We start from the raw sequence: 13490 nt of genomic DNA, 5'->3' as shown, positions 1-13490 counted from the left end.
CAACTCTTACAATGCTGGCAAATTGGTCAAAATACATACTCAATGCATTTGATTGTCCATATTCTAATGGATTTACTGAAGGTACAAATAATAAGATTAAGGTGATTAAGCGAAATGCTTATGGATTTAGAAATTTTGAGAATTTTAGAAACAGGATTCTAATGACTTCGATTTAAAAATACCAGGTTATGAATGTTATTCACAACCTGGTTATAAACTTGGGTTACCCCCATGCTTGACAAAGAGCCACTATTGGTATAATAAAATAACAAAATGGATTAGTACTAAGACCAATTTTCGAGTTAATTTTATGAAAGGAGAATTTGGAAATGCATAAGTATTCAAAAAAATTATTTTCAATAAGCATGTCATTTTTACTTATAATTAGCTTATTGTCCAGTACGATGATTTATGGTGCAGAATCAGATACCACTACTTTTTCTGATTTGAATGTAAATAATAACCAAATTGTCGTTCTTTATACAAATGATATACATGGAGGTGTAAGTAATCATTCACAATATTCAGGTTCAAGCAAGAGTTTAGGATTTGCAGGACTTGCCGCCTTAAAAGAGGAGGCTGCTAAGTCTGCTGCCGACGTCACATTGGTAGATATGGGAGATGCACTACAAGGAAGTGTTATTTGCTCACAATCAGACGGATTAGACTGCCTGGATATTATGAACCATGTGGGATATGACTATCAGGTTTTAGGTAATCATGAGTTTGATTATGGAATATCTCAGACTAAAACTTTTATGGAATACTCCACTGCTAAATATCTAGCTGTAAACTATATTGATTTAAAGGAAAATAAAAATATCTCACAGCCATACGACATAAAAACATATAATGTTAACGGTCAAGAAATAAAGATTGGCTACGTAGGTATTCTAACTCCTGAAAATATAACTAAAGGTTCAGTATCTACATATCAGGATGAGGACGGAAATTACATTTATGGATTTTGTGGAACAGACTTGAATGAATTTTACGGAAAGATGCAAGAAGCTGTAAACAAAATGAAATCAAAAGGCGCAGACTATATCGTAGCATTGGGACATCTTGGTGATGAAGGTATTACTGATGGTTGGTCTTCACGTGAATTAATTGCCAATACAACCGGTATTGATGTATTTTTAGATGGTCATGCTCACAGTTTTCTTAGTGGCGATACTGTTAAAAATAAAGAAGGCAAGAATGTTATTTTATCATCTACTGGAACAAAACTAGTTAACATAGGTGTCTTACAAATCACACTGAACAAAGATGGTTCTTTGTCTTCTAAAACAAATCTTGTTAATCAAATCACAGATGAAGAAAAAGAATTATCTTCATACAAAACTATAGATTCTTATGTAACAGGAATCGAATCAAAATATTCTAATTTAGTTAGAAAAGTTGGAGAAAGTGACTTTGGATTGTATAGTTACAATCCGGATACCGGAAACCGAATTATCCGTTCACAGGAAACAAACTTGGGTGATTTTATAACTGATGCGTTTAGAGTTGGTATGGATGCTGATGTTGCTTTTTCTAATGGTGGAAATATTAGAGCCGATTTAGCTTCAGGAGAATTGACCTATTTAGATATTTTAAATGTTTTACCATGGAGTGATTATGTTGTTAAGCTTGAAGTTACTGGTAAACAGTTGCTTGATTGTCTTGAAATGGGAGCTCATTTATGGCCTGAACAATGCGGTGGATTTATTCAAACTTCAGGGTTGACTTATGATATAAACACTGATATTAAACCATCTGTCACAATTGATGAAAACGGACAGTTTGTTTCAGTAGACGGTGAATATCGCGTTAAAAATGTAAAAGTTGGTACAGAACCTTTAGACTTAAATAAAACTTATACATTAGCGATTGATGATTGTTATTATCATGACACAAATGATGGAATGACGATGTTCTTAAATTGCAAAGCTTTAGTAGATGTAGATGCTCAAAAGGTTGATGCCGACTTAGTTTCTGATTATATCTCTTCAAAAGGTGGAACAATCCCTGAAGAATATAGAAATATCAATGGTCAGGAAAGAATTCATTTTATAAATAATTCCACAACTGTGAAACCAGAAACACCAACATCAGAAAACAGCACAACTGTTAAAGAGCAACCTTCTACAAAGGTATCTCAGATTACAACCACACGCAAAATTGCTCCAAATAAGGTTGTAATAAAGAAAGCAAGGAAAACCGGCAAAAAAATCGATCTTAAACTAAAAGCCCTCAAGCGTGCTTCTGGTTACCATGCACAAATATCTTATAAGAGAAACTTTAAAAAAATTGTAAAATCAAAATTTTACAAAAAAGCTAAATTTAAAATGACACTTTCAAAGAAAACCAAGAAAAAAGTGTATGTTCGTGTTCGGGCATATATTTCTTATGGAAAAGTGAAAAAATTTGGTAAATGGTCAAAGATCAAAGTTGTTAAGTAAGAGTATTGATTTTCTTTCCCCTTCAAATCCATCAATTTGAAGGGGAAAGAAAGATAACAATTAAGCTGCTTTGTAGAAAAATCGGATACATTTTTGTATAAATATTAACACGGGAAAGTAAAGACACCTTTAAAGGGTGTCTTTTGTATATTGTAGAAAAGTATATATTATAACAGTTATTACTTTATATTCAGGTGTAGTTTGCTTAGGAAATATTATAAAACTTGAAATACAACAAACATTTGCTATAATACTTATGGATAATATTTTATCTAAAAATGGCTCAAAAACGTGAAAATAGATAATATATTATCAGTAAAGGAGAACAAAATATGAAGACATATGTGTGGGAAACCACAGAAGAAATAGATAAAAATATAGCTGGAAGATTAAGAAATATAAGAAAACGGCATTGCATTTCCCAGGAAAAACTTTCAGAAATAAGTGGTGTAAGTTATGGCTCAATAAAAAGATTTGAGTCAACAGGACAGATATCACTTAAAAGTTTAATAAAAATAGCAACCAGTCTAGGTGTGGTAAACGAAATAAGGTCACTGTTTACAGATGTTCCGTATAGGAATATTCAGGAGGTTATAAATGAAGGTAAACAATAAAATATAACAATATCAGGTGGAATACAAATGTTAAAAGACAAGGATATAAGGGAACCTTTATTTGATTTTTTTGATGAAAAATTTGGTAAGGTGAGAATAATAGAGGAAAAGCAGATTGCAAAATCAAGAGCAGATGTAATGCTTGTATTGGAAGAAACTCTTGTAGGGGTGGAAATAAAAAGTGATGCAGATACTTACACAAGACTTGCCAGACAGATAAAAGATTACAATAAATTTTTTGATTACAATTATGTAGTTGTAGGCAGCAGTCACTCCAAACATATAGATGAACATATCCGTGAATACTGGGGAATAATAGTGGCGACTGAAGATGAAGGAGATATAAAATTTCAAATTTTGCGAGAGCCGGGGATTAATAAAAGGGCTCAGAAAACTTACAAAATGAAACGAAAATTAAGCATACTTTGGAGACCGGAACTGGCTCGCATTCAGGAAATAAATAATATGCCAAAGTATAAGCAAAAAAGCAAAGATTTTGTAATAACAAAAATCATGGAAAAAGTTCCGTGGGAGCTGCTACATAAACAGATAAGCGAGGAACTTTTCCAGCGAGACTACAATACTATTGGCGATGTGATACAGGAGTGGAAATTAAAGATAGTTGCACATTGGCTATTTAATGATTTATGGAAAGAAAGAGACAAAATTATTAATAGAGCAATAGAAATGTTAAATGCAACAATTAAAGATGAAAATGTTGTAGATTATACTGATGAAGTAAAAGAATTAAATAAAAAACGAAAGAAATATGAAGAAAAACTTTCCAATCTTGTTGAACTTCGTGTTGAAGGAGATATTTCAAAAGAAGTTTATGAGGAAAAGAAAGGAGTCTTCAAAAAGCAGATTGAGTACATTGATTCAGAGCTATTGAAGCGTGATGTGAAAAATTCCGCAATAGTTTCAAATGTAAAAACGCAGATTCAATTACTTACGGATTTGCTGGAAAAAAAGTATGATGTTATCAGTGGAGATATTCCAGAAGACATAGTGGAAACATTCATAGATCAGATAGTTGTTCATGATGATTATTTTGAATGGAGACTTAGAACATCCACAGAACCGGTGCTATGTAAAGTGGAAGGAAACGAAAAAGATAACACTATTATTTTTTTAGAAAACGACTCCCACAAGGTTGCCGCTCAATACAGGCAGCTATTGCGAACAAGTAATACACTGATAAGTGAAAGGAATATAATTACTTAAAATAATGAACTCCTGTATACCGGAAATGGTGTGCAGGAGTTTTTTTTCACATAAAATAGTGTAAAATCAAAATTATAATATCTTATGGGAGAAAATATAAGTAATATTTCTGTATTAGTAGGTAAAAATGGTTCAGGTAAAACCACTATATTGGACATATTAGGAATGGATAGAGAAGATAGATTGAAAAATTCGATAAAAAAGAAAAGTGTAAAAGATGAGTATTTTTTGTTGTACTATATAGGAAGAAATGACGATGGAGATGATATGTATGGTATAGAAGTAATGGGGAAAAATGTACTAACCCGTAGATTTGAATTATGGAAGCGAAAGAAGCTTAGAAGAAGATGGAGGATGTGTTTTCCTATTAATATCTGATGAAGAAAAGGAACATAGCAAAATAATGAAAAAATATTTTGTAGACAAAGAAGATTGTGAGTTTAAAGATATATTAGTTGAAAACAAGGGTGAACAGTGGATTTCTGAACTATATATTTCAGCTACAGAATATAGCATTACTATTGTGTACAAAAGGGGGGAGAAAAGAAAAAATGTTTAATTGATATTTAACACACGGATAAGTATAATGTAAATATAGAACAAAAGTCGTAGACTTATTTGGAAAGAGACATTTCAAGAGCAGATGTTAAAAAATGTGTTTTGGAAGGTGAAATAATTGAAGATTATCCAGATGATTTTCCACATCCTAGTTGTTTAATTTTTGGATATACTATAAATGATAAAATAATATATGTTGTTGCTGGAAGTGATGGAAAATATATTTATATTATTACAGCATACTTTCCAAATACAATCAAGTTTGAAAAAGATTTAAAGACAAGGAGGAAATAGATATGTGTATGTTTTGCAAATGTGATACAGTTAAACAAAGTACTACAACTCATGTTGTTAATTACAAAAATAGTATCATTGTAATTAAAAATGTTCCTTGTGAAGAATGTGAGCAGTGTGGAGAAAAATATTATACAGACGAAGTAGCAGAACAGTTAGAAAAGATGGTTAATTTAGCAAAGCAAATGATGCAGGAAATTGCAGTGCTAGATTATTCAAAGGTAGCATAAAAAGATAAAGCAGAAATAGGAGTGGCTGTAGTAAGCCTATGATATGTAACGGCTCAGGCAGCTATTGCTAACAAGTAATAAATACACTAGTAAGTATTACAGGGCAAACACTTTTATCCACTTTTGGGGCAAAGTTTTCAGCCAGTAATGAATCAATTTGAATCAGTAATGTAAAACTGAATCAATAGTGCCAGTAGGCAAAAATAAAACTCACATGAGTTGTGAGAGTGTCCAAGCATAAAGAATGACCTTGATGGTTCTGTAGAAATACAGACCGTCAGGGTCTTTTTTGCTAATAAATAGGCTTAAAACAGGCTATTGACAGCAGTTTTTAATAATTGGAGAAATACCTTATTTTAAGGGCTTTCAAGGGTCTTGAGTTACACATAAAATCATAATTTTATGAGGAACAGAAAATGTAATACAGAGTTAAAGGGTATTACTCTGAAGCAATCTATTTTATGTTTGAAACATGAATGGATAGGGGAAATCTCTGAAGGACAAAGAATTTACACAGGATAAAAACTTTGCCCCGAAACAGAATGAAAGAGATTGCCCTATGACAGATATAATTATAAAAAAGTATTTTTACTTAAATGAATTTCAAAGTTCTGTTTTATACAACTAACCCATAAGTTAGTTCTGCAATGATATAATAGGTATGTATCCTCCTGGGATTGGAGGAAAAATGCCTGAAAAAAGAAAAAAAGGACAACACTTAACCTGGGAAAACAGACAGGAGATTCAATTAGGATTAAAAAATCATTTAAGCTTTGCAGCAATTGCTGACGTTATTGGCTGCTCACCGGACACCATATCCAAAGAAATAAGAAAACATAGATATTTTAAAGAAAGAACAAAACTTGCAGGAAACTACAACAGAGTAAATGACTGTAAATACAAAGAAAAGTGTAAAAAAAGAAATCTGTGTAATAAGAAAAAAGGATATCATTGTAGAATACAATGTAAGAAGTGTTATAAGTGCATGGACTTGTGTGATGCATACAAACCACATAGCTGTCCAATAGAACACAAGGCACCATATGTTTGTAATGCATGTGAAAAATCTTCCACATGCAGATATGGTAAATATCTGTATAATGCGAATTGTGCACATCATGAGTATCTTGAAACATTAAAAAGTTCAAGAGAAGGAATAGACATAACAAAGGCAGAACTCATAGAACTGGATGAACTAATAAGTCCGTTAATAAAAATGGGACAGCCCATAGCACATATATATGAGAATCATAAAGAAGAAATTCCATGCAGCATGAGAACGGTATATGAATATATTGATAAATGTTATTTATCAGCAAGAAACATAGACATGCACAGAACTGTAAGATACAAGAAAAGAACAAAGCAAGAGAAAACACCAAAGGTAAGTTCAAGAAAGAAGCTAGGTCATAGACATAATGACTTTTTAAAATATATTGAAGAAAATCCCGGAACAAGAATAGTCCAGATGGACACAGTGGAAGGTGTAAAAGGCGGAAAGCTATTACAGACATTTCTGTGGCCGGAGAACAATCTGATGTTGGCATTTCTAATAGACAGTAAGGAAATGTCAAACACAGTAAGAGTGATTGATTATATAGAAGAAACAATAGGAATAGAAGAATTTAAGGAATTGTTTCCGATTATTCTAACGGATAATGGGAGTGAGTTTGCAGATCCTGAAAAGTTCGAAAAAGGAATAAACGGAGAAAAAAGAACAAGATTATACTATTGTGAGGCAAGACATTCAGAACAAAAAGGTGAACTTGAAAAGAATCATGAATACATAAGATATGTATTGCCAAAGAAAACATCATTTGATGAACTTACACAGGAAAAGGTTCAGTTAATGGTAAATCATATCAATAGCACATCAAGACCAAAATTTAATGGTGAGACACCAATAAATAAGGCCTTGAAGTCATTTGATAAAAATGCAATGGAAAAGCTTGGGCTGGAAATCATCCTGCCGGATGAGATCCACCTGAAGCCTGATCTATTGATGTAAAAAACAGGCAGGAGGATACGAAAAGGATAGCCAAATCCACAGGCATCCAGAAGTTACTCTTGCACTGTGATTTCTGGGAGCCTGGTTAGTATGCTCAAAAATCCACTGATTTAACTTAATTATAGAATTGATAAAGGGAAAAAACAACAGATAAACATGCAAAAAATGACGAAACCAGAAGTTAGTTCTGCAAAATGAAAATGGAAAAAGCAAACCAGAAGTTAGTTTTGCATTCTTTTTATAAAAAAATGAAACTTTTTGGTACTTTGAATAGTCTAAATAGTATAAAGCGTAAAGGAGATAAAATTGAAAGAGAAAAAAGAAGATATAATTAGCAAACTTCTTATAAATAATTATGACAAATATTATCATATAGCATATAGCTATGCTCAAAATAAAAATGATGCACAGGATATAGTACAAGAAGGAGCGTATAAGGCTATATATAATTCGAAAAAATTACGTCAGGTAAAATATGCAGACACATGGATATGCAAAATTATTATAAATGAAGCAATTAATTATATTAAAAAAAACAGGTTTAATTGGGATAGAGATATTGTAAGTGAAATGAAAGATGAAAAAGATATGTTTGAGATTGAAGATAATAAGATTGAATTGAAACAGGCGTTGAACAAATTAACAGATAAAGAAAGGGCTGTAATTGTGTTAAGATATTTTGAAGAAATGAGTTTAAATGATGTTGCGTACATTTTAGGTGAAAACTTAAGTACAGTAAAAAGTAGGATATATAGGGCACTTGAGAAGTTAAAAGAGTATATGATAGTTAAATAAATTGTGATATGAAGGAGAAATTAAGATGGTAAATGATGAAATGTTAAAAAAACTAAAAAGTCAATATATTGGAGTCGAAGTTCCTGATGATGAAAAAATGAAATTAAATGAAGTTTTAGAGTATGCTAAGATTGATAAAAAAAGAAAAAGGAAAAAAGTTATAATTGCAAGATGGATGATTTCTGTTGCTGCATTGTTGTTAGTTGTAATTATGCCAAATACAAATGAAACATTGGCATCATCTTTGGAAAATATACCTTTGGTGGGAAATATTTTTACTGTAATAACAGTTAGAAAATATGATAAAGATAAAAATATCAAAGTTAATATGGCAAAAGTAGATTCTAATGGAGATATTAAAAACAAAAAAACAGTTGAAAAGTTAAATAATGATATAAAAAAATATACAAACAAGATAGTGAATCAATATAAAGCAGATTTAGGTTCAAGTGGATTTAGTGATTTATATATGGATTATAAAATTGTTGTTAATAATGATAAGTGGTTTACAATAGCATTTACAATAAATGAAACCAGAGCAAGTGGATACGAATTTCATAGATATTACAATATAGATAAATCAAGTGGAAAGATTGTTAGTCTAAAAGATATGTTTAAGAAAAAATCTGATTATATAAAGATTATAAGTAATGATATAAAACGACAAATGAAACGACAAATGTTGACTAAAGACGTTGTATATTTTATTAAAGATAATGGTATTTCTACAGGATTTAAAGAAATATCAGGCAATCAAAACTACTATATAAATAATGAGGGAAATATAGTAATTGCATTTGATGAGTACGAGGTAGGACCAGGATGTACAGGTACGCCTAAGTTTGTAATATCAAAAGATATAGTAAAAAATATTTTAAATAATTAAGAAACATAAATACAGATGATGGAGATGAAAAAGATGACAAGAGATGAAAAAAAACAAAAGAGAATAAGACAACTTAAAATGCGTGTAGTATCCACGTTATTAATATTGTGTTTAGTAATCGGAGTAGGCGGTTATACTTTAATAGAAAAAAACAAAGGGAGTAAAATAGTTGTAAGAGTTAATGGTGGAGTTGTTGAAAATACAAAGAATGTTGCAGCTAATGGTGAAAAGGCTTCAACTGAAACAAAGAAAGAAAACGGTAAAACCGAAGCGAAAACAACAAAAGATAATAAAAGAGTAATTGATCCTAATAAACCTATGATTGCATTAACCTTCGATGACGGGCCGGGGGAGAGAACATTGGAATTGCTGGAAACATTGGAAAAATATAAAGTTAGAGCTTCGTTTTTTATGTGTGGTACAAGTCTTTCCAGAAACGATATAAAGGTGGAAGAAATTTTAAAGAAAATGGATGAATTAGGATGTGACATGGGAAATCATACGATGGATCATCAGTCATTGCTAACATTATCCTCGAAAAAAATCAAATGGGAAGTGGAAGGGGTTAATGATTTGATTAAGAAGCATGTTGGACATGGAACTAAATTTGTGAGACCACCTTACGGAGCAGGAATCAGGGATAAGAAGGTAAGTAAATATGTAAATGCACCTATGGTTTGCTGGTCTGTGGATACATTGGATTGGAAGACAAAAAGCAAAAAGGAAACAATAAGGTCTGTTATGAATGATGCTCATGATGGAGATATAGTGTTGATGCATGACATTCATGGATGGACAGTAGATGCAGTAAAAAAGATTGTTCCAAAACTACTAAAAAAGGGATATCAGTTAGTTACAGTATCTGAAATGGCAGAGGCTAAAGGCTACAAACTAGAAAATAGAAAGCCATATTTTGAATTCTTCTAGATATATGAACCGTTATGTTAAATTAAAAACTTAGCATTGTGGTTTTTATATGCAAAAAATTAACTTTTCACAGGAGATAAATAACCAGATAGAACCAGATACAAAAACAATTAAATAAAGGCTAAAAGTATTATCTGTCCCAACTTAAAATTGGTGTGCATTTTTTAGAAATGGTAACCAAATTTTATATTACATTGAGCCTTAATTTGTAAGGTGATAACCTACAAAAAAGAGTAAAAATAGGAGGGAAACATGCTAAAAAGATTTATTTCAATTTTGCTAACAGTAGTTATGGTTAGCACGTTTGGGGTAGGTATGAATTTTGGTCAAAATGTTGAAGTAAAAGCTGCAACTGCAGGAATAACTAATGGTGCAACTTATACAATTGTATCGGCATATAATGGTAAGGCAATAACACAGACCGACCTTTCAACATTTTATGCAAATTGTGTGGTTTGGAACACAGATGCAATGAGCGATTTGGCAAGATGGACATTAAAGGAAACAGGGGATTATTATAATATTACCAATGTAGTATCCGGTAAAAGTATAAAAATAACCGGTAAAAACAGTGGTGATAATATGGACTTAAATGGCAATGATAATTCCGATAACTACAGATGGAAGTTAGTGCCAATTACATCAGGAACATATTCCGGATGTTACTATATTGTTTCAGCTGTAAAAAATGATAATGGTGAAGAAGAATATGCTGAAATTATTAGTGATGATGACAAAAAAAATAAGGATGGCGCACAGGTCAGATTATGGACAAAGGCAAAAAGTGTAGATTATGAGCCTCGCCAGATTTGGAGAATACAAAAGAGTGATGCTGAGAATTCATCATTTACTGAAGCAATGGCAGACAAAGCTTTAGAAGCATTTAAGAACAAATATTATGTTAAAAATTCAACAACCGGATATGACAGCTTAGGTGGTGGATTCTGGGGAATTGCAGAAGTTATGGAGGCTATGCTTGATGGATATGAAACAACAGGAAAATCAATTTACAGGGATATGTTTCAAAATACATATAAGGATTTTATAGCAAGAAATGGAGATTATTGGTCAAATAATGATTTTAATGATGATATAGCCTGGGCAGTGCTTGATTCCGTAAGAGCATATTTGTTGTTTGGTGATCAGAGTTATTTAGACATTGCCAAGAAAAACTGGGACTTTATGTATAAAAGAGGAACAGAAGGAAGAACAGACGGAATGATCAGATGGTCTCATGAAAATGGTAGAGGCGACGGAACATTGTCATGCATTAACGGACCTGCAACAGTAGGTGCATGTTATCTGGCAATTGCCACGGGCGATGACAGTTACTATACAAAAGCTAAAAGGGTATTTGATGCATGGAGAAACAGTTCACTGTATGTACGTGAAGGCGATGATGCAGGACATGTATGGGATAGTGCAGGAAACGCCTGGCGTTCTACTTATAATCAGGGAACTTTCCTTGGAGCAGCAATCATGCTTTATGAAAAATATGGAACACAGCAGTATTATGATGATGCATGCAATGTCATGGCAAATACAGTAAAAAACTTATGCTATAACAATATTTTAAAAGAAGAGAATACAAATTCAGGTGACCTTTCAGGTATGAGAGGAATTCTCATGAGGTATATGAGAAAATTCATTGTAGATTTTAATAAGGGTGAGTATCTTTCATTCTTTAAAGATAATGCAAGAGTTGCATGGATGAATAGTAATTCAAAAGGAATTATGCAATGTGCATGGCAGGGAAAAGCATCTGAAGACGCAACATGGGATTCATTTGCGGCATATAACGCCATTTCACTTATGGCGAACATGCCAACATATGCAGATAGTTTACAAAGAGATGCTTATTCAAATATTGAAGCAGAAGATTTAGATTATTGTAAAGGGCTTATTTCAGAAAATTCCGGCGGAACAAGTGGTGGCAGAAGTCTTGGTGGTGTGAAGAACGGCAACTATGCTGCTTACTACAATATTGATTTTGGTGAGACAGGTGCGTCAAAACTTACATTTAAATATTCAAGAGAAACTGAAAAAGAAGATGCAAAAGGAACACTGGAATTTAGGCTTGGAAGCACAACAGGACCACTTATTGCAAAGGCAAGCATTGAAAATACAGGAACATGGCAGAACTGGAAGGAAGTGACAATTGATACAGCCCGCATTACCGGAGTACAGAACGTATACATAGTGTTTAAGTCAGATACACCACATGTATGTAATTTTGATTATTTTAAATTTACTAAGGCAACAAAGGATGATCAGGGATACTTTTTCCTAAAGTCAGATGCATCAAATCAGTATGCAGTGTGTAAAAACGGAAGCAGTGATACAACAATTGTTGCAACAAGTGATAATAGAGATGAGTGGGAACAGTTTAAAATAATTAAAAATGATGATGGAACAGTTTCTTTCAAATCATTAGTGTCAGGAAAATATATATGTATGGTAAGTGAAGGAGCATATCTTACAGCAAGCACCTCCGCAATATATACCGGAGAAAAATTTGTTATAGAAAGATACAAGGAAGATACAAGTAAAAATAAACATTTTGCTATTAGGTCAATTGCAAATAGAAAGTATTTGTGTGTTGATCCAAATGGCGACAAGGCGGTTCTTTCAACTTCAACTACTATAGGTGGCTTAGGGGAAACTTTCCATATGGAAACCGTAAATGGAGAATGGATAGTGCCTGACGGAACTATTCTTGCGGATAGTGCATATAGAGATGCATTTTCAAAAATTGAAGCAGAGAGAACAGATGACTATAATGGAACAATTAATTATGATACATACCTAGGAAATACCAATGACGGTGAATGGGCAAGATATGATAGTGTAAGGTTTACCAAAACCGCAAAGAGTATTATAATGAATTACTCTGTAAGAGGTAGGATTGCCACAGGAAAAGTATCATTATATTTAGATAGTTTGGATACGACACCTGTTGGAGAATTGTATCTGACTGAAACTGCTGAAGATAGTTGGGATACATATGTTGAAAAAAAGTTTGCTTTGGAAAAAGAGATAAGTGCAGGAGTTCATAAGGTATATCTTAAATTTACTCCTGACAGCGGAAAGACATATGTTGGAAATATTGATTATTTCTTATTTAGTGAAGAACCAACAACAGTAGCCCCAACAACAGAGGCAACTACTACAGTAGCCCCAACGACAGAGGCACCTACAACAGCAGCGCCTACAACGGTTGCGCCAACAACAGAGGTACCAACAACGGTAGCCCCAACGACAGGGGGACCAACAACGGTAACTCCAACGACAGAGGTACCAACAACAGTAGCCCCAACGATAGAGGTACCAACAACGGTAGCTCCGACTACAGAGGCACCAACAACGGTTGCATCTACTACAGTAGCCCCAACAACAGAGGCACCTACAACAATAGCCCCAACAACAGAGGCACCAACAACAATGGCGCCTACAACACAGAGTGAAACTTCAACAGTAGCAATTGGAGAAGGAAGCGATGTAGGTAAGGTT

Annotated in this window: 13 protein-coding genes; all 13 read left to right on the top strand. The window is 32.9% G+C overall.

Translation table 11 applies throughout. The features are described 5' to 3' along the window. The first annotated feature begins 14 nt into the window (after positions 1–14). Complete coding sequence (locus DW006_RS11870; protein WP_347475145.1) at positions 15–176, top strand: transposase; 162 nt, start codon at positions 15–17, stop codon at positions 174–176. A gap of 153 nt (positions 177–329) precedes the next feature. Then, a complete protein-coding gene (locus tag DW006_RS11865; protein WP_118000893.1) occupies positions 330–2444 on the top strand; it encodes a bifunctional UDP-sugar hydrolase/5'-nucleotidase in 2115 nt (704 codons plus the stop codon). A 332-nt stretch (positions 2445–2776) separates the two neighbouring features. Next, positions 2777–3058 (top strand): helix-turn-helix transcriptional regulator, encoded by a 282-nt coding sequence (locus DW006_RS11860; protein WP_118000891.1) that lies wholly within the window; start codon positions 2777–2779, stop codon positions 3056–3058. Positions 3059–3085: 27 nt separating this feature from the next. Beyond that, positions 3086–4282, top strand: a complete 1197-nt coding sequence (locus tag DW006_RS12470) for a sce7726 family protein (protein WP_347475144.1) — start codon at positions 3086–3088, stop codon at positions 4280–4282. 165 nt (positions 4283–4447) lie between these two features. Beyond that, positions 4448–4660, top strand: a complete 213-nt coding sequence (locus DW006_RS11985) for a hypothetical protein (protein ID WP_147337657.1) — start codon at positions 4448–4450, stop codon at positions 4658–4660. A gap of 25 nt (positions 4661–4685) precedes the next feature. Continuing rightward, the gene (locus DW006_RS12125; RefSeq protein WP_158561142.1) at positions 4686–4841 is read left to right on the top strand and encodes a hypothetical protein; all 156 of its coding nucleotides are present in this window, start codon (positions 4686–4688) and stop codon (positions 4839–4841) included. 59 nt (positions 4842–4900) lie between these two features. Beyond that, on the top strand, positions 4901–5134 hold the full coding sequence (locus DW006_RS11845) for a DUF4258 domain-containing protein (RefSeq protein WP_243002626.1): 234 nt from the start codon (positions 4901–4903) through the stop codon (positions 5132–5134). A gap of 8 nt (positions 5135–5142) precedes the next feature. After that, entirely contained in the window at positions 5143–5364 is a 222-nt protein-coding gene (locus DW006_RS11840; RefSeq protein ID WP_336302302.1) for a type II toxin-antitoxin system MqsA family antitoxin, read from the top strand. Positions 5365–6052: 688 nt separating this feature from the next. Continuing rightward, positions 6053–7372 (top strand): IS30 family transposase, encoded by a 1320-nt coding sequence (locus DW006_RS11835; protein ID WP_158561141.1) that lies wholly within the window; start codon positions 6053–6055, stop codon positions 7370–7372. Positions 7373–7678: 306 nt separating this feature from the next. Beyond that, a complete protein-coding gene (locus DW006_RS11830) occupies positions 7679–8167 on the top strand; it encodes an RNA polymerase sigma factor (protein WP_243002625.1) in 489 nt (162 codons plus the stop codon). Between the two features lie 25 nt (positions 8168–8192). Then, positions 8193–9053 (top strand): RsiV family protein, encoded by an 861-nt coding sequence (locus tag DW006_RS11825; RefSeq protein ID WP_118000883.1) that lies wholly within the window; start codon positions 8193–8195, stop codon positions 9051–9053. A gap of 33 nt (positions 9054–9086) precedes the next feature. Beyond that, positions 9087–9980: a polysaccharide deacetylase family protein gene (locus DW006_RS11820; RefSeq protein WP_158561140.1), complete on the top strand. Its 894-nt coding sequence runs from the start codon at positions 9087–9089 to the stop codon at positions 9978–9980. A 252-nt stretch (positions 9981–10232) separates the two neighbouring features. Beyond that, the coding region (locus DW006_RS11815; RefSeq protein WP_147337656.1) for a glycoside hydrolase family 76 protein at positions 10233–13490 on the top strand (3258 nt) is incomplete at its 3' end.

Origin of the sequence: Eubacterium sp. AF36-5BH, from assembly GCF_003460505.1 — a bacterium.
GTDB lineage: Bacteria > Bacillota > Clostridia > Lachnospirales > Lachnospiraceae > Eubacterium_G.
Note: the sequence above shows the minus strand (reverse complement) of the source record. Positions and strands in the feature narration are given on the sequence as shown.